The 22,283-nt window shown below is 60.5% G+C and carries 20 protein-coding genes; 10 read left to right on the forward strand and 10 right to left on the reverse strand.

Annotated elements, in window-relative coordinates:
• Positions 1 to 11 precede the first annotated feature (11 nt).
• The 4 genes from ACFWXH_RS25470 to ACFWXH_RS25485 all read left to right on the forward strand — a co-directional run bounded on the left by ACFWXH_RS25470 (position 12) and on the right by ACFWXH_RS25485 (position 5,216).
• Positions 12 to 1,562, forward strand: coding sequence for a class I adenylate-forming enzyme family protein (locus ACFWXH_RS25470; RefSeq protein WP_379124092.1), 1,551 nt, complete (start codon positions 12 to 14; stop codon positions 1,560 to 1,562).
• The gene (gene nadE, locus ACFWXH_RS25475) at positions 1,559 to 2,530 is read left to right on the forward strand and encodes an NAD(+) synthase (RefSeq protein WP_379124093.1); all 972 of its coding nucleotides are present in this window, start codon (positions 1,559 to 1,561) and stop codon (positions 2,528 to 2,530) included. Before ACFWXH_RS25470 ends, nadE begins: the two co-directional genes overlap by 4 nt.
• A 237-nt stretch (positions 2,531 to 2,767) precedes the next feature.
• On the forward strand, positions 2,768 to 3,385 hold the full coding sequence (locus ACFWXH_RS25480; protein WP_379124094.1) for a glutathione S-transferase family protein: 618 nt from the start codon (positions 2,768 to 2,770) through the stop codon (positions 3,383 to 3,385).
• A 640-nt stretch (positions 3,386 to 4,025) separates the two neighbouring features.
• Positions 4,026 to 5,216: an MFS transporter gene (locus ACFWXH_RS25485; RefSeq protein WP_379124095.1), complete on the forward strand. Its 1,191-nt coding sequence runs from the start codon at positions 4,026 to 4,028 to the stop codon at positions 5,214 to 5,216.
• Between the two features lie 23 nt (positions 5,217 to 5,239).
• Here the strand turns inward: ACFWXH_RS25485 and ACFWXH_RS25490 are convergent, their stop codons facing one another.
• From ACFWXH_RS25490 to ACFWXH_RS25515, 6 genes are all read right to left on the reverse strand, one after another.
• Complete coding sequence (locus ACFWXH_RS25490; RefSeq protein ID WP_379124096.1) at positions 5,240 to 7,030, reverse strand: beta-ketoacyl synthase N-terminal-like domain-containing protein; 1,791 nt, start codon at positions 7,028 to 7,030, stop codon at positions 5,240 to 5,242.
• Positions 7,011 to 8,054 carry a MupA/Atu3671 family FMN-dependent luciferase-like monooxygenase gene (locus ACFWXH_RS25495; RefSeq protein ID WP_379124097.1) on the reverse strand — a complete coding sequence of 348 codons (1,044 nt, stop codon included), beginning with the start codon at positions 8,052 to 8,054 and terminating at the stop codon, positions 7,011 to 7,013. Before ACFWXH_RS25495 ends, ACFWXH_RS25490 begins: the two co-directional genes overlap by 20 nt.
• A 120-nt stretch (positions 8,055 to 8,174) precedes the next feature.
• Entirely contained in the window at positions 8,175 to 9,110 is a 936-nt protein-coding gene (locus tag ACFWXH_RS25500) for a sugar ABC transporter substrate-binding protein (protein WP_379124098.1), read from the reverse strand.
• On the reverse strand, positions 9,107 to 10,102 hold the full coding sequence (locus ACFWXH_RS25505) for an ABC transporter permease (RefSeq protein WP_379124099.1): 996 nt from the start codon (positions 10,100 to 10,102) through the stop codon (positions 9,107 to 9,109). Before ACFWXH_RS25505 ends, ACFWXH_RS25500 begins: the two co-directional genes overlap by 4 nt.
• Positions 10,102 to 11,100 (reverse strand): ABC transporter permease, encoded by a 999-nt coding sequence (locus ACFWXH_RS25510; RefSeq protein WP_379124100.1) that lies wholly within the window; start codon positions 11,098 to 11,100, stop codon positions 10,102 to 10,104. Before ACFWXH_RS25510 ends, ACFWXH_RS25505 begins: the two co-directional genes overlap by 1 nt.
• Positions 11,097 to 12,599, reverse strand: a complete 1,503-nt coding sequence (locus ACFWXH_RS25515; RefSeq protein ID WP_379124101.1) for a sugar ABC transporter ATP-binding protein — start codon at positions 12,597 to 12,599, stop codon at positions 11,097 to 11,099. The genes ACFWXH_RS25510 and ACFWXH_RS25515 overlap by 4 nt, the downstream gene beginning before the upstream one ends.
• A gap of 297 nt (positions 12,600 to 12,896) precedes the next feature.
• Between ACFWXH_RS25515 and ACFWXH_RS25520 the strand changes: the two genes are divergently transcribed.
• A complete protein-coding gene (locus ACFWXH_RS25520; RefSeq protein WP_379124102.1) occupies positions 12,897 to 13,571 on the forward strand; it encodes a GntR family transcriptional regulator in 675 nt (224 codons plus the stop codon).
• Positions 13,572 to 13,605: 34 nt separating this feature from the next.
• A complete protein-coding gene (locus ACFWXH_RS25525) occupies positions 13,606 to 13,935 on the forward strand; it encodes an L-rhamnose mutarotase (RefSeq protein WP_379124103.1) in 330 nt (109 codons plus the stop codon).
• Between the two features lie 85 nt (positions 13,936 to 14,020).
• Here ACFWXH_RS25525 and ACFWXH_RS25530 read toward each other — a convergent pair whose 3' ends face one another.
• A complete protein-coding gene (locus tag ACFWXH_RS25530; protein ID WP_379124104.1) occupies positions 14,021 to 15,163 on the reverse strand; it encodes a Gfo/Idh/MocA family protein in 1,143 nt (380 codons plus the stop codon).
• An 18-nt stretch (positions 15,164 to 15,181) separates the two neighbouring features.
• Entirely contained in the window at positions 15,182 to 16,234 is a 1,053-nt protein-coding gene (locus ACFWXH_RS25535; protein ID WP_379124105.1) for a TIM barrel protein, read from the reverse strand.
• 336 nt (positions 16,235 to 16,570) lie between these two features.
• On the opposite strand from ACFWXH_RS25535, the gene ACFWXH_RS25540 reads away from it, so the two are divergent.
• Positions 16,571 to 18,082 carry a UxaA family hydrolase gene (locus ACFWXH_RS25540; protein WP_379124106.1) on the forward strand — a complete coding sequence of 504 codons (1,512 nt, stop codon included), beginning with the start codon at positions 16,571 to 16,573 and terminating at the stop codon, positions 18,080 to 18,082.
• Between the two features lie 32 nt (positions 18,083 to 18,114).
• Here ACFWXH_RS25540 and ACFWXH_RS25545 read toward each other — a convergent pair whose 3' ends face one another.
• Positions 18,115 to 19,080, reverse strand: coding sequence for an aldo/keto reductase (locus tag ACFWXH_RS25545; RefSeq protein ID WP_379124417.1), 966 nt, complete (start codon positions 19,078 to 19,080; stop codon positions 18,115 to 18,117).
• Positions 19,081 to 19,307: 227 nt separating this feature from the next.
• Between ACFWXH_RS25545 and ACFWXH_RS25550 the strand changes: the two genes are divergently transcribed.
• From ACFWXH_RS25550 to ACFWXH_RS25560, 3 genes are all read left to right on the forward strand, one after another.
• Entirely contained in the window at positions 19,308 to 20,054 is a 747-nt protein-coding gene (locus tag ACFWXH_RS25550; RefSeq protein WP_379124107.1) for an SDR family NAD(P)-dependent oxidoreductase, read from the forward strand.
• A 175-nt stretch (positions 20,055 to 20,229) separates the two neighbouring features.
• Positions 20,230 to 21,114 (forward strand): glycosyltransferase, encoded by an 885-nt coding sequence (locus ACFWXH_RS25555; protein ID WP_379124108.1) that lies wholly within the window; start codon positions 20,230 to 20,232, stop codon positions 21,112 to 21,114.
• 30 nt (positions 21,115 to 21,144) lie between these two features.
• Entirely contained in the window at positions 21,145 to 21,984 is an 840-nt protein-coding gene (locus tag ACFWXH_RS25560) for a fumarylacetoacetate hydrolase family protein (protein WP_379124109.1), read from the forward strand.
• A gap of 34 nt (positions 21,985 to 22,018) precedes the next feature.
• Here the strand turns inward: ACFWXH_RS25560 and ACFWXH_RS25565 are convergent, their stop codons facing one another.
• Positions 22,019 to 22,273 (reverse strand): phosphopantetheine-binding protein, encoded by a 255-nt coding sequence (locus tag ACFWXH_RS25565; RefSeq protein WP_379124110.1) that lies wholly within the window; start codon positions 22,271 to 22,273, stop codon positions 22,019 to 22,021.
• Positions 22,274 to 22,283: the final 10 nt, after the last annotated feature.

Genomic DNA, 22,283 nt, shown 5'->3' on the forward strand with positions numbered 1-22,283 from the left:
GCAGGCTGCAGATGCGTCTCGAAGATCATCTTCGCGCACGTGCAGCCGATGCTGGCCTGAAGACGGCGCTGGTCTGTGGCGACCGGCGGATCAACTATGCCGAATTCAGGCAGTCGGCAGAGCGCATCGCCAGTGCACTTGCCGTCGCCGGCGTGCGACGGGGCGATCGCGTCCTGGTGTTCATGGACAATGGCCTCGAGGCCGTGCTTTCCATTTTCGCAGTCTGGATGGCCGATGCGGTGCTGGTGCCGGTCAATCCGTCAGCCAAGGCCGGACGCATCGCATTCCTAATCAACCATTGCCGCCCCACCGCCATCATGGCGCAAGGCAGGCTGGCCCCCATCCTTGCCGAAGCCGCATCGCAATTCCCGACACCGATCCACATTCTGCTGACGGAGCCGCACGCCGCGCTTCCGGATGCGCCCCTTCTCGAGAACTCTCCGCGCGCCGAACCGGTGTCGATGATCGACGACGGTCGGCAAGAGGACGATCTCGCAGCAATTCTCTACACGTCCGGTTCCACAGGCGACCCGAAGGGCGTGACGATGGCGCACGCCAATCTCGATGCCGCCGCATCTTCCATCGCCTCCTATCTCGAGAACACCGCAGACGACGTCATCCTCAGCGTGCTGCCACTGTCCTTCGGTTATGGACTGACGCAACTGCTGACCGCGGTCTTCAGCGGCGCGACGCTCGTTCTCGAAAAGTCCTTTGCTTTCCCCTATGCCGTCTTCGAGCGCCTACGGGATGAGCGCGCCACAGGCTTCCCATTGGTGCCGTCGATGGTCGCCATGATGCTGCAGATGAAGGACTTTGACGCCGCCCTGTTCGCCAGTTTGCGCTACATCACCAGTGCTGCCGCACCGTTGCCGGTCGACCATATTCGCCGGCTAAGAACCGTGCTGCCTGGTGTGCGTCTCTATTCGATGTACGGGCAGACCGAGTGCATCCGCGCCACCTATCTGCCGTCTGAGCAGTTGGAGACACGCCCTGGCTCCGTTGGCATCGCCATCCCCGGTTCGCAAGCCTATGTCGTGGACGAAGCCGGCAAACCGGCAAAACCTGATGACATTGGCGAGTTGGTGGTGACCGGGCCGAATGTCATGAAAGGCTATTGGGAAGCACCGGAAGCGACCGCTCTGGCGCTCCGCCCACATCCGGAAACCGGTACGTTGCGGCTCCATACCGGCGACCTTTTCACCGCCGACGCCGACGGCTTCCTCACTTTCATCGCCCGCCGAGACGACATCATCAAATCGCGAGGCGAAAAGGTAGCGCCGAAGGAGGTCGAGACCGTCCTGCATGCGCTGCCCGGCATCGCTGAAGCGCTCGTGACAGGCGTCCCCGACCCGGTACTCGGACAGTCCATCAAGGCCTTTGTGGTGTTGGCCGATCCGCAGCTGACCGAACGCGACGTGCTGCGCCACTGCGCACGTCAGCTCGAAGACTATATGGTTCCCAAGACGATTGAATTCGTCGCTGCTTTGCCGAAGACCGACAGCGGCAAGCTCAGCCGCCGGCTGGCGGCAGCGATGCACCTCAGAAAAGGGCCTGATGTATGACCATCCGCTTTTCGGCCGCTGCGCTCGATTTCGATCCGGCAGCGGAAACCGACCGCATTGCCGATGCAATTCGTGAAAGCCTGCGCAAGGATCTGCGCCGACGTGGGCTGGTCCTCGGCCTTTCCGGCGGCATCGATTCCAGCGTCTGCGCTGCGCTGGCGGTGCGGGCGCTGGGCGCTGGCAACGTCTTTGCGCTGCTGATGCCCGAGGCCGACTCCGATCCCGACAGCCTGCGTCTTGGAACGTTGGTGGCCGATACATTCGGCATCGAACGCACCAAAGAAGATATGGCGCCAATGCTGGCCGCGATGGGGTGTTATGAGCGACGCGATGCCTTTATTCGCCAGGTCGAGCCGGATTACGGCCCGGGGTGGGCGTCCAAGATCGTCTTCGACAACGGCCTCACCACCGGAGGCTACAATATCTCGTCGCTGGTCGTGCGCTCGCCGGACGGTGTGGAGAGGAAGCTGCGGCTGCCGCTCGAGACCTATCTCGGCATCGTCGCCGCCACCAACATGAAGCAGCGTACCCGCAAGCAATTGGAATACTATCATGCCGACAGGTTGAACTATGCCGTGCTCGGCACGCCGAACCGGCTGGAATACGACCAGGGCTTCTTCGTCAAGAACGGCGATGGAGCCGCCGACATCAAGCCGATCGCGCATCTCTACAAGACGCAGGTTTACAGGCTCGCCGAATATCTGGGCGTGCCAGCCGAGATATGCGCACGGCCGCCGACGACGGACACCTATTCGTTGCCGCAGACACAGGAAGAATTCTACTTTGTGCTGCCATACGACCAGATGGACCTTTGCCTCTACGCGCTGGACCATGAAGTGGCGGCCTCGGACACTGCTGACGCAGTTGGCTTGACCACCGATCAGGTCGAATTCGTCTGGAGAGACATCGCTGCCAAGCGCAAGGCAGCGCGTTACCTGCACATGCCGCCGCAATTGATTGCCGAGTAGCCGCTCTCGGCCGTCAGGCTCGCAGCGAGCGAGAATGCTTGTCGATATAGGCGCTGGCGCAAATTTCGCTCGCTAGCCGATAGTATATGCAGCGCCAATATCCTCTTTGACGCAATACTATTTCAGCAGCACGGAAATGCACGACCGGACGCGACAGCTTCTCTGTTGGCGAACGGAGAAGGTGCGACACATGCATCGTGCCATACGCCTCGCTCAAACGTTCAAATCGGATCGACAATGGACCTTCTTTATCAAACCCACTCCCCCTATGCGCGCAAGGTTCTGGTGTTCGCGCATGAAGCCGGGCTCGCCGGGCAATTGCGTGTCATTCACCATGAAACCAGCCCAACCAATCGCAACGACCAAGTCTTTGCGGTCAACCCGCTGGGCAAAGTGCCGGTTCTAGTCCTATCGGATGGCGAGACGATCTTCGATTCCGTCGTGATCTGCGACTATCTTGAAACGCTCAACAGGCAGACCTCCCTGATCCCGGCTACGGGGCCCCGGCGCTGGGCAGCCCTGCGGATGCAGGCCGTTGCTCAAGGCATGTGCGAAGCCGGCATCGCTTTGCGCTGGGAGACTTCGCGCCGTCCGGAGCATCTGCGCTATCTCGCGCTCGCGGAAGGGATGAAGACGAAGCTGGTCGAATCCTACGATTATCTCGAACAGTCCACTGAGTTCGATGAACCGCTGCATGTCGGCCACATCGCTGTCGCCAGCGCCCTCGACTGGCTGGCATTCCGCAATCTGCCTGCCTTCGAACAGGGAAGGCCGCGACTGTCGAAGTGGTTCCGCGCCTTTCTGCAGCGCCCATCGATGCGAGCCACGGTTTACGATGGCGAAACGCACGATTGAATGGCACTCGAGGGGCCCGGCTTGCCGAGGCACGAAACGGAACCAGCAACAAAAAATCGGCCAAGGCCGGGTTGATGGAATTGAAGCCGCCCCGGAGAGGATAAAGCCTGCAATTCCGCCGCTCAAAATGAAAAAGGCCCGGATGAACCGGGCCTTTGTCTTGGTTGCGGGAGGGCGCAACCGCGGGAACTTGCGGTCCGTTAACCGGCGCGTTGTGTGCGAATCTGATGTGGCTGAAATCGCCATTCAAGCGAGTTCTCTGTTGGATAGGTTCCGACATCTTTGGTCGCTTTGTAACGCGGAGGCCTAGAAATCGCGCTTGGCAGCACGGGCCCAGAACGGACAGTCCGGTTCGCAGTGACCACAGGGGAGGTCTACTATCGACTGCAATTGGAAGCGGCCAATGAATGGTAATGCATCCGATTTAAGGACTGGCTCGTTCGAAGCCTCATCTGCCCGGCTCATGCCGGATCCAGTACCTCACCGAAGTGACCCATCGTCGGATTTCGGTCACGTCAGCGGGCAGATGGGAGGGACTTGCGATGCGCGAGCGAAGCCAGCTGCCGACGATTTCGATCATCAATGTCGCCAATAGGACAAATTGCATTGCGTTTGTTATATTAGTGTAACAAGCTAGCGTATGCCCTTCAGAGTAATTTCACCAGGGGTAAGAACCCTCGCACTCTGCATCATGATCAACGCCTGCACGAGTTCGGCGCTGGCTACAGTCATGCCTGTTTTCCTGACCTTGGAGCTCCATGCCAGCTACTTCGAGGCAAGTCTTCTGCTGGTCGCAGGAACGTTAGCGTCCTCCGCAGCGACCTATGGTGTCGGCAGGATCGGCGATGCTGCGCGGCTGCGCTATCCGATCGTCATCGGATCCGCCCTTTGCGGGCTGGCCGGTGCACTGATCCTGGCGTTCATAACGAGTTATCTTGGCTTCCTGGTTATCTTTGCATCGCTGCTTGCCATCGCGGGTAGCCTGTTTTCGCAGCTTATGGCGTTAGCCATTGTCCATGCCAGATCGTCCACCGCGATCATCCGTGCGGTCGCCAGCGGCGGCTGGGTGATCGGCCCGCCGCTCGGCGGATTGATTGCTGCATGGCAATCTCCGACGGCGCTCTTTCTTACCATTGCCGGGGCTTATGCGTTGCTGTCGTTGATCATCGGAGCCATGGCGCTACGCTCGTCGCAGCTGGAAGCTACGGCGGGTGAACACAAGCTCGCACCGGAAGCGCCTGACAAAAAACCCGCTTCGATCCTCGTGATCATTTCCGCGCTTGCGTCCATTCACTTTCTGCTGGCGGTCTGCGCACTTGGCATTCCTTGGCGTATCGTCCAGGTCGGTGGCAGCGAATACCATGTCGGCTTGGCCTTCGCGATCGCAGCGGCCGTGGAGATCCCGTTGATCGTTTGCTCGAACGTGATTGTTTCGCGAGCCGGACAGGCCACGATGCTGGCGGTGTCGAGCACTATGCTGCTAGGCTTCTTCGTGGCCGTTTCCTTAATCGACAGCGTGTCAACGATCGTGTTGCTCAGCGTCATCCACGGGATCGTGGCAGGCGTCATGATGGGACTGAGCCTGATCATATTGCAGGAGCGCCTGCCTGATCGGCCCGCCCACGCAAGCGCTATTTATTCGAACACGATCAGGCTTTCCCATGTCGCTGCCCTGCTTGCTGCCGGCGGCATTGCGCAGCAGATTTCGGTCGTGGCCATCTTCCAGATCGCGGGGGCACTTGCTCTCTGCGTCAGCCTTGGGTTGGTCCTTTGGCAGCCTTTGGGGAGACCGGCCTTGCGCTTGCGGGGGTCGCGCGTAGAAACACCCTGACGGGAAATCCTGGGCACGTTTGGTTAGGCCGAGGCGTCTCGGCATTCACCCATGAGATCAGCAGGGGCGATCGCCGGCAGTGGAAAGCGGCGGCGGCGAAGCGGCACCGGTGCGAGTTCTATGCGGTTTCCTTGCGATATGAGCCGCTCCCAAGCGACGTCGGTCCCTTCAAGCCAATGGAACATCGCCCTGCGGATGTCCTCGTCCAGAATCGTTGGATCGACATCGTTTCGCGCCCGCTCAAAGTCATGTAAGGCAGTTCCCAGCCAGCCGACGAGCGCCGCCTTTGACAGACATGGAAAGGCCGCTCGCCGTGCCTTGTGGGACCGTCCCGCCGCGAGGGTAAAGCAGATATCGTCAAGCGAAGCCGAAGGGGCCTGCCGTAGCCATTGCAGCAAGTTGCCGACCGATGCGGCAAGTTCAGCCTCGTCGTCGCCTGAGAGCAGGAGAGGCAACGCATGTTCGTTTCGGTCCTCAAGTGAACGGGCAGGCTCGCCGAGCACAATATGCGCGTTGCAACCTCCCAACCCATAGGCGTGAACGCCGGCCAGGAAGGGCCTGTCCAGGGAAAGATCGCTCACAGACGTGTTGTCGCTGAGCACACGCAGGTACTCCGGGCGCAGAGCAGCATCTTCGATCAAGTGGCGATGCGAGCGCGTTGCCGGCATGATACCGTACCGCATCGCCGTGACGACCTTGATGATCTGCGACATGCCGCCGGCCGCCTCGAGGAACCCAATATTGCCCTTGACGGAACCGATCGTGACCCCGGCACTGAAGACGTCTTGGAACGCCAAAAGTTCGCTGAGGTCGCCACCGCCGCCATTACCATGCGCCTCGACATAACAGGCCGCGTGCGGATCGAGGCCGTGCCGCCGCCACGTCCTGGCGATCAACTCGGCCTGCGCGAGCGCACTCGGACGCGTGAGTCCGCCGGACGACGCACCCTGGTGATTGACGCCACTGCCGTGCACCACAGCATGGATCGTATCGCGGTCCTCGAGCGCTTGCCGCAGCGGCTTGAGGATCAGTGCCGCAGCGCCCTCGCCCAGCACCTGTCCACGCGAATCCCTGTCGAAGGGCGCGCTTTCTCCCGTAACGCTGAGTAATCCCAGCTCCTGCAGCCTGACCAGTCGGCTGGGCTCCAGCAACAGGCTCACACCGCCGACGATCGCTTGCTCGCACTCGCCGCTCCTGATGGCCTCGATGGCACGGTGGACGGCGACCAACGCGCTGGAGCAGGCCGTATCCACTACCTCGCTCGGACCCTTGAGGTCTAAGACATAGGAGATCCGGTTGGGCACCATCGTGTGCGCCGCGCCGGTGGCGAGATATAGACGGGTGATTTCGTCCCAGTCTCCCGCGCGCGCGTAGAACTGGAAATCCGGATTGTAGACCGCGATGAACACCCCCGTTGTCTTACGCCTGAAGTGCTCCAGCCGGTAGCCGGCATTTTCGATAGCCAGCCATGCCTCTTCCAACATCAGACGCTGGTGGGGATCGATTGCCTCGGCCTCACGTGGCGAGATACGGAAGAGTGCGTTGTCGAAGTCGAAAATATCGACCAGCGCGCCAACCTTCGGCACGGCGATACGGTCGTCCGAACACCAGTGCCAACGCTCCCGTGGCGGCGGCGAGAACAAATCTTGCCCCTTGATCAGCGTGCGGTGATAGGCATCGGGCCCAGTGCTACCTGGAAAGCGGCACGACATGCCGACGATCGCAATAGGGGCTGGACGCGTCGGAGCTTCCTCTCGCGCGCCAGCACTGTTTGTCGGCTCGAGCCTCATGACGCTAGGCTTCGACAGCTTCAAGGCTATGCTTCAGTTCGGCAAGGAAAGGAAGGTTCGCGCGCATGTCGGCCACCGACGGGCCGTAGTCCAGCAGGCAGGCAATCTCGCCCACGCCGGCTTCCCTCGCGGCCAACGCGAACTTACGCGTCTCGGCCACTGTGCCGAATAACGCCGCCGTGCTGAAATAGCGTTCAAAGGAATACTCCGCCATCTGGTCGACCTCTTCGGCCGAAAGCTGGCGGCCGACATCGACTGCACCGCCCTGCAAATGGCTCATCAGGCTGGTCTTGATGTAGTCGAGGAAAGGTCCCCGGACCGCCCGATGCACCGTATCGATATCCTCGTGCACGAATGTGTGCAGCATCAAGGTGACCGTGCCTGTATCGGGATCGAGACCGGCGCGCTCGCGTCCTTCCCGGTACAGTGCCGTCTTTTGCGCCAATTGCTCGAGCGAAATGCCCGCAAGCATGGTCAGCACGTTCATACCGAGCTCGCCGGCGCGCCGGAAAGTCTCCGGTTGCTTCGTCGCCGTCAGCCAAAGGTTTGGTTCTTTCTGTATAGGACGTGGATAGGTAGTGATCGGCGTCGGCTTGCCGGCGCCGTTCGGATAGCTAACCGGCTGCCCTCGCCAAAGCGCGCGAATTTCGTCGATGCGCTCGAACCAGATGTCGCGCAGGTTGGCGTAAGCCGATGGCGCGAGCACGAAGTCGTTGACGTTCCAGCCGCTGGCCAGAGCAAGATCAACGCGGCCGTTGGAGAGATTGTCTACCACCGACCAGGATTCCACGACACTTGCCGGATGATGGAGCGACGCCACGGCGCTGCCAGCCCGCAATCGGATGTTGCTGGTGATCGAAGCCAGATAGGCGGCGACAACCGCTGGATTGGGGTAGATGCCGCCCATGGTGTGAAAGTGGCGCTCCGGAATCCACACCGCCTCGAAGCCATGGCGATCGCCGTACCGCGCCATTTCAGAGATCACCGCATAGGCGCCCCCCGCCTCTTGCGGATAGGAGTTCGAAAAGAAGATCAGGCTGAACTTCATGGTCGATCCTCGTCGATCTCGCGGCAGAATCCGGCGCTCCCAGCGAGGACATAGCCAGTCATCAGTCGCCGCAAAGCGACAGCGGGCGGCCGGCCCGGGCAAACCGGGCCGGCCTTGCGATCAGAATGCCGGTTCGACAGAACCCACGTTGTCCTTGGTGACGACGGTCAGCGGGATCGGCAGCCGGTCCTTGACCTCCTTGCCGTCAATGATCTCGGCGATGGTGTTGATCGCGAGGCGGCCATCCTCGACGGGCGACTGCACGATGGTCGCGTACATCTCGCCGCTTTTGATGGATTCGAAAGCATCCTTCTGGCCGTTGATGCCGACGATCGGCGGCGTCGGCTTGGACGGATTGGCTTCCTTCCAGGCGTCGATGAAACCGCGCGCCATTGTGTCGTCATTGGCATAGACACCGTTGATCTGGTCGCCAAAGCGGGTGATCAGATCTCGACTGACAACCAGCGCCTTCTGCTGATCGAAGTCGGCATTGACGGTGTCCAGCACATTGATCTCGGATTTGGCTTCCTTGAGGCGATCGGTAAAGCCGTTCACACGGCCTATGGTCGTGCCGTTGCCTGCCTGGCCAGCGATGACGACCACGGAACCTTTGCCGTTCAGCGCCTTGCTTAGGGAATCTGCCGCCATCTTGCCCTCGTCATAGACGTCCGGGCCGGTGAACGATTTGATGAAAGGCTTGGCATCGTCGCTCATTGGCGAGTTGATAAGGATCGCAGGGATCTTCGCCTGCTGCGCCCGTGCAAGACCCGGAATATAAGCCTGCGGGTCGAGCGGCCATAGGATGATGCCATCGACCTTGCGTGCCACGCAGGTGTTGAGCTGCTCGGTACCCTTCTGAACGTCGAAGTCCTGGCTGAGGCTCAGCACCTCGACGCCCAGCTCCTTGGCGCGCGCCTCAAGCGCCTTGTTGGCCGGCGTCGCATAGGCATGCGAATCCGCTGCCGTTACGTAGCAGACGGTCTTGGCGCTCGCCAATCCGGTCGATGCCAGAAACGCCACCACGGCAATTTGGAACACGCTCTTGTTGCCAATCATATTTTTCCTCCCTCAATGACTGGTTGGTCGCGAATGAGCGCAGGGCGTGTGCCCGGAGCCCTCCCCTTGGAAATTACGGTCCGATCGAGCACGACGAGCAGGATCAGGATCAGCCCGGACACGACCTGCTGGACATATGCGGGTATGGACTGGAACTCCATCGCAATGGTCATCGACCCGATGGTCAGCACACCACCCAGCGTGCCGAGAGCTGATCCTCTGCCGCCTTCCAGACGGGTTCCACCGACGACGACGGCGGCGATGACGGCAACCGTCAGTTCCGAGCCGAAGACGGGCGAACCGGTGTTGGTGATCAGGCTTTGGAGCACGCCAGCGAGACCCGCCAGCGTGCCGGCGAAGACGAAGCCTAGAAAGACCATACGATCCGAGGCAATACCACTTTCCTTGGCGGCAGCCGGATTGGACCCCACGGCGAAGACATTGCGGCCGGGTATCGTGCGCGTCAGCCAAATATGGAGGAGCACGATCAGGGTGATGAACAAGGCACTGCGGATGGTGAAAATCTCGAGGTAGATTTCGGCCAGCGCCAGTGACAGCATGATGTCGGTACCCGTCACCGGCTGGCTGTTGGTGATCCAGTGCGCCAGCGAACGGAAGATCAGCATAGTGGCCAGCGTCAGGACCAGCGAGTTGACTTTCAAACCGACGATCAGGGCGCCGTTGATTGCACCGGCCACCACACCCACTAGAACCCCGACGAGCGCCGCGGGTAGAATGCCGATCTCGCGTTGCAGCATAACCGAGATGATACCGGCCAGCGCGAACACGGCGCCGCCCGACAGATCGATCTGGCCGGCGATCAGGAGAACCGTCAGACCAATCGCGATCAAGCCGATGGTGGCGGCCCGGTCGAGTCCCAGGCCGAGCGTCGAGGCCGAAAGATAGCCGGGCACGACCAAGGCCGAGACTAAGAGCGTCAGACCGAAGATGACGAGCACACGATAACGGGAGGCAAGGGTAAGAAAGCGCATCAGGCCACTCCTCGCTTGCGTAGTGCAGCATCCATGCCGACGGCGCCAACGATCAAGGTGCCCAAGACGAAGCCCTGGATCGGCGTACGGACGCCTTCCAGCACCATGACGTTGGTCAAAAGCTGCACGAAGACCAGGCCGGCAAGCGCTCGCGGCACCGAGCCAAATCCGCCGATGATCGAAACACCACCGACGACCACAGCTGTGATGGCGCTGAATTCATAGCCCGCGCCGATCAGTGGCCGCGCGCTCTGCAAGGTAAGGCCAAGCAGGCCGCCGCTGATGCCGGAGGCGAGCGCCGTGATGACGAAGGCGCCGGTCTTGACCGCCTTGACCGGCACGGCACTTGCCTCGGCGGCATTGTAGTTTCCGCCGGTCGCAAGCGTCCAGCGCCCCCAGAAGGATCTGGATAGAACAAAGTGGCCGATCAGCGCGATGACCAGAAAGATCACCACCACGACCGGAATCCCGAGTAGCCGCCCCTTGGCGAATTCCGCCGAGGCGGCGTTTGAACCGTACACGATGACGCCTCCGACCGCCGCTTGAACAATGCCGAGGCCGATGGTTCCGACGCCAAGCGTGGCAATAATCGGATTGATGCCGACATAGCCGACGAGAACGCCGTTGAGCAGGCCGATCAATCCCGCCAGCATCATCGCCAGGGCGAAAGCGGGCACCGGACCGATCATCGGCTGCAGCCCCAGCGAAAGAATTGCGCCGCAGGCAATCGTGGCAGGCACCGAGAGATCGGCCAAGCCGCCAACGACGAGGACGAATGTCATGCCGACCACGACGATGCCGACGATCGACATCGAGGTCAGAACATTGAGAAGATTGCCGGTGGTGAAGAAGGCCGGGCTAGCAAAGGATCCGTAGAGTCCGACCGCGAGGATGGCCAGTGCAAGTCCCGCCTTCGACAGCATGTGGACAAGCCGGCTGCCCCGCGTAAAGCGATCGTTGCGGTTCACACCGCTCATCTCCATGGCTGCGTCCGTCACGCCGCTTCCTCCCCCGTCGCAAGCGCCATGATGCGCTCCTCGCTGAGCTCGGCACGGATCAGCGGCTGCGATGCGCGACCGTCCCGCATCACCACAACGCGGTCGCACACGCCAAGGATTTCGGGCAGCTCCGACGAAATCATCACCACCGCCATGCCATTGGCAACGAGTTGACCGATGATGTGATGGATCTCGGCCTTGGCCCCGACATCTACCCCGCGCGTCGGCTCGTCGAGGATCAAAACGGCAGGCTTGGCCGCAAGCCATTTGGCGATGACCGCCTTTTGCTGGTTGCCGCCCGACAGAAGATTGATGCGCCGTTCGCCGTCCGGCGGCGAGATGGAGAACTGTTTGACGTAAGCGGCCGACAAAGAACGATCGGCATTGGCCCTAATGCGACCGAAGCTGGTTAGCCGACGCAGGATAGGCAAACTGATGTTTTCGCGCACCGACATGCCAGGCACGATGCCGTCACCCTTGCGATCTTCGGGGACATAGGCGATCCCAGCGCGCACCGCGGCCGACGGCGAGTTGATAACGACCTTGCGCCCGTTGATGCTCACATTCCCTTCAACGATGCGCGAGAGACCGAAGATGGCGCGCGCCACCTCGGAACGCCCCGCGCCGACGAGACCGGTCAGGCCGAGGATCTCACCCGCCCGCACATCGAAGCTGACATCCTGGAAACTCGCGCCGTCGCTTATGCGCTCGACGCGCAGCACCGAGGCGCCAACCTCGACGGCACTCTTTGGGAAGACATTGCTCACCTCGCGGCCGACCATCAGCCTGATCATTTCGCCGGCGGTGATGCCCTCGATGGGCCGTGTCTCGATCATGGAGCCGTCGCGCAGCACGGTGACTTCGTCGGCGATCTCCAGCACCTCCTTCAGCCGGTGGCTGATGTAGATGATGGCGATTCCGTCGTCGCGCATCTTGCGCAGGATCCGAAACAACGCCGCGGTCTCATGTTCGCTGAGCGACGACGTCGGCTCATCTAACACGATGATGCGCGGCTGGGCTGCGTAGGCCTTGGCGATCTCGACGAGCTGTTGCTGGCTAATCGACAGGTTGCCGAGCCGCTCGTGTGGATTGATCGCGGCGCCGAGCTCGTTAAGCACGGCAGCGGCTTTTCTGATCATTTCACCTTTGCGCAGATAACTCCATTTGCCCGGCATACGCCCGAGATAGACGTTCTCGGCGACGGTCAGATCGGGGACGAGATTGATCTCCTGATGCACCATGCGGATGCCGAGTGCTTGAGCGTCGGCCGGTCTACGCATGCGCACTTCGGTGCCGGCGATCTTTATGGTACCGCTGGTTGGCGCATGGGAGCCGTTGAGCACTTTCATCAGGGTGGATTTGCCGGCGCCATTCTCACCAACCACAGCGTGGACGCTTCCGAATTTGACGGCAAAATTGACGTTGGAAAGCGCCTTCACGCCCGGGAACGTCTTGCTGATGCCCCGCATATCCAGGGCGCAATCCGACACCGCAGTCATTTCCGGCTTGGTCCTCCCTGGCAAGATAACCCTGTGCGCCAAGCACAGGGACGAATTGTCGAAGTGCGGAATCAGCTCCTCAACCGACCGCGAGGGCATTCGCTCGAATGACCCTGGCACCGCCTTCGCCGCAACGTTGTTATCGCGACGGCCGGCACTATTGCACTAATATAACAGTTCTGGCAAGGACGTTTTCGGCGACTTTTTAACGATGGTTACGGTCACATCTGCAGGTGCATTCCGATTGACATTCTAATATAACGTCATCAATTGGCGTGGACGAAGAATGGAATTTTCATGGACCTCGACCCCTCGGCCCTGAATCGCGCGCTGCCATTGCGCGACCAGATATACCACATGATCCGCAATATGATCGTCGTGGGCCGACTGAAGCCGGGCGAAATCATCAACGAGATTGCCATAGCCGAGGCGCTTGGTGTTTCACGCACGCCGGTGCGCGAGGCGGTCAAACGCATCAGCGATGAAGGCCTGGTCAAGATCCTGGCGCAGACCGGTACCTATGTCGCGCCGATCAGCCAAGCCGATCTGGAAGAGGCTTACGTTATCCGCCGGGCGCTGGAAATGGAAAGTGCCAGGCGCGCCGCCGTCAAGATGACACCCCAGGCAGTCGAGCTCCTGGAAGACAACATGGCAGCGCATAAGCTCGCGATTTCCCGCGGGCGCTATGCCGTGGCGATTCAGCTCGACGACATCTTCCATCGCACCATAGCCGAGATCTGCGGGCTGCCGATGATCTGGCGTGCGGTCGACATCTCCAAGGCACAGATGGACCGCGGCCGCTACCTTGCAATCCCCAAGCCGGGCTATGGCGAACAGACCATCGAACAGCATGAAGCCATTCTCAGCGCCCTGAAGCGCCATGACGCCGAGGCCGCCGCGCAGGCGATGGAGAGCCATCTGGAGACGTCGTTCCGCAACACGCTCGAAGTTGCTGCCGAACTCCTCGACTGAGGACATGGCAGCACAAAACTAGGCGAGACCTCTCATGAAAAGAATGGGGCTTTGCATTGGCCTGAAGGCCGAGGCTATCGAAGTGTACAAACGGGTCCATGCCGACGTCTGGCGAGACGTGCTTGACGTCATCAGTCGCGCCAAGATCCGGAACTATTCCATTTTCCTGCGAGAGCCGGAGAACCTGCTTTTCGCCTATTGGGAATATCACGGCGACGATTTCGCAGCGGATGCAGCGCGCATGGGTGAGTCGCCGGCAATGCGCAAGTGGTGGGAACTGTGCGAACCGATGCAGCAGCCACTGCCGACCCGCACCCACGGAGAATGGTGGGCGGCGATGGAGGAGGTCTTCCACTTGGATTGATGCTTGACCGGCCGACGGCAGGCCGTTCACTGCGCCCGCGACACGGACCCCGAGCGGAACGTCGTTGTCGGGATCAGTCGACAGCTCATCCCTTGACTGCCTCCCAGCGTCCCGATTTCGCCGATGCCAGCACCGCATCGGTGACATAGTCCGTCTGGAGCGCATCGCGGAACGTAGGAGCAGCCGGCTGCTCGCCCGCGAGACTGCTCAGGAAGTCGGCGACCTGATGTATGAAGCTGTGTTCGTACCCGATCTGAAGGCCAGGAACCCACCAGCGGTCCATGTAGGGGTGATCTCCGTCCGTGATATGAATCGAGCGCCATCCACGAAGCTGCCCATCTTCTCCATGATCGAAATAAGCCAAGCGGTGCAGATCGTGCAGGTCCCAGGCAACAGAACCCCTCTCGCCATTGATCTCCAGTGTATAGAGTGCCTTATGGCCGCGAGCGTAGCGGGTTGCCTCGAAGGTAGCGAGCGATCCGTTTTCGAAACGTGCCAGGAAGGCGCTGGCATCGTCGATCTTAACCTCTTCGACTTTGCCGCTGTGAGCATGCTGACGTTGTTTGATGAAAGTTTCAGTCGCAGCCGTCACGCTATCGATCGCACCATTGAGCCATAGCGCGGTGTCGATGCAATGCGCTAGCAAGTCGCCGGTGACGCCGCTGCCAGCAATGTTTGCGTCGAGCCGCCATGTTCCCGTTCCACCCTGCGGCACGTCAGCGGAGATGGTCCAGTCCTGCAGGAATTTCGCGCGATAGTGGAAAATGCGACCTAGCCTGCCTACATCGAGCATCTGTTTGATCAGCGTAATTGCCGGCACCCGGCGATAATTGTACCAGACCATGTTTGGCACATTGGCTGCTTCAACTGCCGCTACCATCCTCTCGGCTTCAGACGCGCTGCGTCCGAGCGGCTTCTCGCACATGACCATCTTGCCGGCCTGGGCTGCCGCAATGGCAATCTCTGCGTGAGTGTCATTAGGGCTGGCGATATCGATAAGGTCGATATCTTTGCGCTCGAGCAGCCTACGCCAATCGCTCTCGGAACTGTCATATCCCCAGTTGCTTGCAAAATCGGCAGCCCGCTTGGCGCTGCGTGTAGCGACAGCCTTCAGCACCGGCTCGTATTCATTATCGAAGAACCGACTGACTTGACGGAAGGCATTGGAGTGAGTGCGGCCCATGAAGCCGCCCCCAACCAGGCCGATATTGAGTTTTTTCTTGGCCATGTGAATTGCCTCCGAGCCTCACTCGCGCCAGCCGTGAGCTTCACGCACCTTGATCATCGCGCCCAGGACGTCATTCCAAGTCTGCTGTCTGGTCATCACTTCGTTGGGAAACATGCAGCCGTCCCAGGCGATGTGGCGCATCTTTCTGGTCAGCCTGTCGTCCTCGTCGCGCAGCCAGTAACCGGCATGTCTGGGGATATCGAGCTTGCCATTGGCGTCGTTGACCTGGACATGGCGGCCAGTCTTCTCATGATCGCCTGAACCGAAAACGGTGCCGTCATTCTGGGCGACGTGAAAGTCGTAGGTCCAGGGGCGAAGGGCGGCGGCGACCCTCCTGTAGGCCCCGTCGAGCACCGAACGGTCTTCCCAGTCGTAACCTTCGGGGAGCAGTCGATCCTGCTCGGCGTTATGGCCGAGGGTGAAAAGCATCGAATGCGCCATATCCGCCTGATAGCCGACCACACCGGGCATGCCGACCGCTTCAAGAAGCTCAACGTTCCGGCGCCATGACTGCATACCACCCCAGCAGATCTCCCCCTCGGCAACGAGGAACTCGCCATGGTCCTGGGCGGCCCTTCCTGCCTCCCGGAAAGTCTCTGCGATGAGCCTGGTGTTACCCTGCGGGTTCTTGTTCCAATCCGCGACACTGCTGGAGGAATCGATACGAATGCCTCCGGTCGGTCTGATGCCCAGGGCGCGCATCTGCTCACCGATGGCTGCCGCCTTACGCACCTGCGAAACGAAGCGCTTGCGATCCTCTGCGGAGCCCATTGCCGATCCACCGCCGGCACCAGCCCAGATCGGCGCCACAAACGAGCCGACCTTGAGGCCATAGCCTGCAATATAGTCGACCATGCGCTTGACCTGATCTTTGTCGCTCTCAATCGAGAAGTGAGGCTCGGCGAGCCACAGGTCTATGCCGTCAAACCTCTGCCCATCGACTTCGGCCTTGGAGGTCAGCTCCAGCAACGTGTCGAGGGCGATGATGGGCTCTCCCGCTTCTCCCCCCTTGCCAACCACGCCAGGCCACGCCGCGTTGTGAAGCTTTGGAAAGTTGTTTCGTCCAACCACGTCGCATCTCCTCTGCGCCAGTCGGTTTGCGGAACTATTCCGCCTCGTATGACCTGCCAACGCTGCACCAACGATCCCGCGAAGCGGTCTGAGGACCTTTCGGTTTGGGATGCCACTATTCTGATGGGGGTGCCGTTTTCCTCCCGCCGGTCCTGCAACCAGCTTCGCAGCAGGGTATGTTATACTAGTGTATCAAGTCAACAGTCGCTTCGCCGACCCCTCGTCGGAGCTTTCGAGGGCTATACGCTTGACCATTGACATTCTATTATATTAGTATTCCGCTTTATCGATCTCTCGCCGCGGGGACTGGCGAGCGCTTTCTTCAGAGACATGGAAATGGCACGCTTCATCAGGCTCTCGCCCGCCGACAACATCGCTCTAGCAGTGGACCCAGTGGCAACCGGCGAGACAGCCGGCGACGTTTTGGCCAGGACGCGCATCCCGCGCGGCCACAAGATGGCCATACGCGACATCGCTACTGACGAGCCGATCGTGAAGTACGGCCAGACAATCGGCTTCGCTCGCGGGTCGATCACCGCCGGAGAATGGGTGCACGAGCACAACGTTTACCTGCGTGATTTCGAGCGCGACTACGGATACGGCGCCAATGCCAGGCAGACGGAGATATTGCCCGAGCACCAGCGGGCGACGTTCAAGGGTTACCGCCGGCCGAACGGTAAAGTCGGCACGCGCAACTACATCGCCACGCTGACCTCGGTAAACTGCTCGGCCAGCGTCGCGCGCTTCATCGCCGAGGAAGTCAACCGCTCCGGCATCCTGCGCGACTACCCCAATATCGACGGCATCATCTCGTTGGTCCACGGCACCGGCTGCGGCATCGACACCAAGGGGCCCGCCTACGATCTCTTGAAGCGCACACAATGGGGGTTCGCCACCAATCCCAATGTCGGCGGCGTGCTGATGGTTGGGCTTGGCTGCGAAGCCTTTCAGATTCCGCGCTGGATGCAATCCTACAACATCGAGGAGAGCACGACCTTCCGCACCATGACGATCCAGGAGACCGGCGGTACGCGCAAGACCGTCGACGCCGGGGTCCGGGCAATCATCGAGATGCTGCCGATGGTCAACGCCGCCGAGCGCACGTCGCAACCGGCCTCGGAATTGGTGCTGGCACTGCAATGCGGAGGCTCGGACGGCTATTCCGGGATCAGCGCCAATCCCGCGCTGGGCGCCGCGGTCGACCTGCTCGTTGCCCAAGGCGGAACCGCCGTGCTTTCGGAGACGCCCGAGATCTACGGTGCTGAGCATCTTCTGACCCGGCGCGCCGAAAGTCACGCTGTCGGCGAAAAGTTGATCGAACGCATCCGCTGGTGGGAGGACTACACCGCCAGGCACGACATGGAGATGAACAACAATCCCTCGCCCGGCAACAAGTTGGGCGGATTGACGACCATCCTTGAGAAGTCGCTCGGCGCATCGGCCAAGGGCGGCACCACCAATTTACGCGCCGTGCTGGAGTATGCTGAGCCGATCACTGAGCGCGGCCTCGTCTTCATGGATACGCCCGGCTACGATCCGGTCTCGGCAACCGGTCAGGTGGCGGGTGGTGCCAACATATTGTGCTTCACGACCGGACGCGGCTCGGCCTTCGGCTGCAAGCCGACCCCTTCCATCAAGCTCGCTTCGAACTCGTTCATCTTCGAACAAATGCACGAGGACATGGACATCAACTGCGGCGACATCCTGGACGGCGTGACGTTGGAGCAAAAAGGCCGGGAGATCTTCGAGGAAATCTTGCGGGTGGCCTCCGGTGGGCGGACCAAGTCGGAAGCGCTCGGGTATGGCGACAACGAGTTCGTGCCCTGGAGCCTTGGCGCTACGATGTAACGCCAAAGGCTTAGCCGTCACTGCAATCCGCTTCAGGAAATCAGCCCCTTGGTCTGAAGCACGCGCCACAATTCGTCTGGTAGGGCCTGCTCGAACCAGCTGACGTTTTGGCGCACTCGGTCTGGATGCTTGGCACCGATCAGCACCGAGGTCACCGCGGGGTGACGAAAGGGGAACTGGATGGCGGCCGCGGCCAGCGGCACATTGAACGTGGCGCACACGGCCGCCAATTCGTCCACCTTACGAGCGACCTCGGGCGGAACGTCCTGGTAGTTGAATTTGCGATTGCCGCTGTTAGCTGCGGCCAGAATGCCAGAATTGAACACGCCGCCAATGACCACCGACATGCCCTCTGCAAGCGCCCTGTCCAGCAGCGTGTCGGCGTTCTGCTCCAGCAGCGTGTGACGACCAGCAAGCAAGGTGCAATCGAGACGCACCTCGTTCATGGCGTAGAGAACCACTTCGGCCTCGTTCACGCCGAGCCCAAAGCCGCCGATGATGCCGGCCTCGCGCAAGTCGGAAAGCGCCCTAAAGCCCCCGCCTTTGGTCAAGGCAGACCAATGAAAGTCAGCAGCGTTCGCGTGGGTAAGCCGGCCGATGTCGTGGACGAACAGGATGTCGATACGTGTCCGCCCCATCCGCTGCTGGCTGTCGTCGAAGCTGCGCATGATGGCGTCGTAGGAATAGTCGAAGACTTCGCGAAACGGCAGCGCGTTGTGCCATCCGGCATCGAGTGGATTCTTGGTGGCCTCAGGCGGCAGGGACCGGCCGGGCCGCGCATGCGCCATCAACCGTCCGACCTTGGTGCTGACGATCGCGGGAGCCTGCGGCGTGCATTCGCGAAGGAAATAACCGAGCATATGCTCTGCCCGGCCAAGGCCGTACATAGGGGCGGCATCGAAATACGCGATACCGGCATCCAGTGCCGCCTGAAGCGTCGCCATCGACGTCTCGGCATCGACCGATGCATAGAGTCCGCCAAGCGAGGCGCACCCCATTCCCAGCGCCGTCACTTCAAGCCCCGTCGCGCCCACGGCGCGCCGCTCACTAACCTTCACACGATCCTCCTCAACCTGTTTGGAAAATTCCAAGGATGATACTTGCGGGCTTTATTACACTAATATAACAGTATCGATCAAGTCAGATCGGAACTGATGGCGATATTGCAACACGGCGTTCGTCTCCAGGAATTCCGCGAAAAGTCTGCACCGGAGGAAACACTCGCATGAACAAGATTGATCTCGAAGGCCAGCACGCGGTGGTGACCGGCGGTGCCCAGGGACTCGGCCTCGCGATGGCCAAGCGCTTTGTCGCCTCGGGTGCCACGGTGACGCTCTGGGATGTGGATGAAGTGCGTCTTGGAGCGGCTGCGAACGAACTGGGCAAGGCTGCCACCACCGTAGTGGTCGACATTTCAGACTGGGCTGCGGTGGATGCGGCGCGCGCCAGGACCGAGGAGATCGGCGACAAGATCTCCATCCTCGTGAACTCCGCCGGCATCGCAGGCCCGGCGGCACCGCTCGACGTTTATGACGTCGATGTCTGGAAGAAGATCATCGACATCAACGTCAACGGCACATTCTACGTCAATCGCGCCGTGGTACCCGGCATGAAGGAGCGCAATTACGGCCGTATCGTCAACATAGCATCCGTCGCCGGCAAGGAAGGCAACCCGAATGCCGCGGCCTATTCGGCTTCGAAGGCGGCCGTGATCGGTTTGACCAAGTCCCTCGGCAAGGAACTGGCGCATTATGACATCGCGGTGAACTGCATATCGCCCGCCACGGCGCAAACACGCATCCTCGAACAGCTCACGACCGAGCACATCGAATATATGCGCTCACGCATTCCACGCGGTCGGCTGCTTGAAGTCGATGAAGCTGCCGCAATGGTCGCGTGGCTTGTCTCGAAGGAAAACAGCTTCACCACTGCCTCGACATTCGATCTGTCGGGCGGTCGCACCACCTACTGACGCGCCTCTCACGACCGGCACTCAGAGACGTAGCGATCGACGAGAGTGGGCATTCCGGCATCCAGACCAGCCGCCTGCTTCAAACCGACTGCCGCAACCATGTGTCAGTCAATTCGTCCGAGCCGCCAGTCGCTTCTAGTGACTTGAGATCAAGAAATCCAAGGATGGAACTATTATGGCTAGAGAGCCCAAGTTTGCGGCAACCGTCATCATCCCGACCTACAATCGGCGCGGCATGCTTCATCAGAACCTGGAGTCGCTAAAGGCAAGCTCGATTTCGAAGAACGATTTCGAGATCATCGTCGTCGACGATGGGTCGTCGGACGATACGTTTGAATTGATCCGCGGCTTCAAAGACAGCTGCCAAATCCGCTACGTGTACCAGGAAGATCGCGGCTACCGCCTATCGCGGGCTCGCAATCAAGGCATCGATCTGGCTGAGGGCGCCGTTTGCATTTTTCTGGACTGCGGCGTCGTGGTGTCAAGCGGTTTCGTACAGGCCCATGTCGATGCGCACGCCAGGCCGAACAAGTACGTGTTCGGATATGTCTACGGCTTCTCCAATAACGACGATAACGATGAGGCGCTGAACGACGCTCTTTCGACGCTCGATCTCGCCGACGTCGACAGTATGATTGCAAAATTCAAAAAGTCGGGCCAATTTCCCGATCTGCGCGAAGGCATTTACGCGTCCGTCAACGACGACGTTTCGGCTCTCCCGGCGCCGTGGTGTATTGCGTGGGGCGCAAACCTCTCGGTGCGCCGCGAAACCCTAGGCAATCGCTTCCGCTTCGACGAGACCTACCAGACCTGGGGTGCGGAAGACATCGATTTTGCCCTCGCATTGTTCGAGAATGGAACCGAACTTGCAGCATGCAGGGCAGCGTCTGGAATCCATGTGCCTCATCCGAAATCTCACGTGGTGAACTCGACTTCGTCGCGTCCGAACAAGATTCGTCTCCACGCCAAATATAATCGGCCCGAGACAGAATTGCTGATCGACATTCAGTCGTGGGACCTCAACGCATACCTGATGCGTCAGGCTGCAAACGTAGCCTGATCCCCTCCGGCAAGTCCTGAAAGGTAAGACATGAAATTTCTCCGATACGGCTCGGCCGGTTCAGAACGCCCCGGCCTGATAGATGGAGATGGGCATATCCGCGACCTTTCCGGTGTGGTGGATGACATTGGGGGCCGTTGGCTGGCGGACCTTTCCTGGACGCGTTCGCTCGACCCGTCCCAATTACCGCTTGTCGAGGCCGGCGAGCGTCTCGGTCCATGCGTGGCCGGCACCGGCAAATTCATCTGCATCGGGCTCAATTATGCTGATCATGCGGCCGAGTCCGGCCTGGAGGTACCGCCGGAGCCGGTGATCTTCATGAAGGCCACCTCCGCCATCTGCGGTCCAAATGACGACGTTCTGATACCGCGCGGTTCAACGGCAACCGACTGGGAGGTCGAGCTCGGCGTGGTCATTGGCAAGCCGGCGAAATATATCTCGGAAGAACAGGCGCTCGAGCATGTCGCCGGCTATTGCGTTGTCAACGATGTGTCCGAGCGCGACTTCCAGACCAAGCGTTCCGGCCAATGGACGAAGGGCAAATCCTGCGACACGTTCGGCCCCATAGGCCCCTGGCTGGTGACGCGAGACGAGGTAGCCAATCCCCAGAAGCTCAAGATGTGGCTGAAGGTCAGCGGCGAGATGAAACAGAACGGCTCGACCGAAACCATGGTCTACGGCGTCGCTCATGTCATCAGCTATCTGTCGCAGTTCATGACGCTACACCCCGGCGACATTGTCTCCACGGGTACACCGCCCGGCGTCGGCCAAGGCTTCAAGCCGCCGCGTTATCTCAAGGCTGGTGATATCGTGGAACTTGGAATTGAAGGCCTGGGCACGCAACGACAGGTGTTTCGCGACGACATCTAACAAGACGAAGGGCGGCAGAAGCGGCCCTTTCTTCTTAGCCGTGCGATAGTTCGGCAACAACGAGTTCCGCCAGTTCGCCGAATGGCCGGGTGAAGATATCCTCAAGCTCAGGCCGAAAGCCCAACGCAGCCTCGATGCGTCCCGCGAGCATCGGGGCCATCAGCGAGTCGCCGCCGAGATCGAGGAAATGATCCTGGCGCCCAACGACATCGCATTTCAGGATCTTGCGAGCCTCTTCAAGGATCAGGCTTTCAGCCGCCGTCCGATCCACACTTGCCATACTGTCCATTGCTCGTAAC

Source organism: Mesorhizobium sp. NPDC059054 (assembly GCF_042739215.1).
GTDB lineage: Bacteria > Pseudomonadota > Alphaproteobacteria > Rhizobiales > Rhizobiaceae > Mesorhizobium.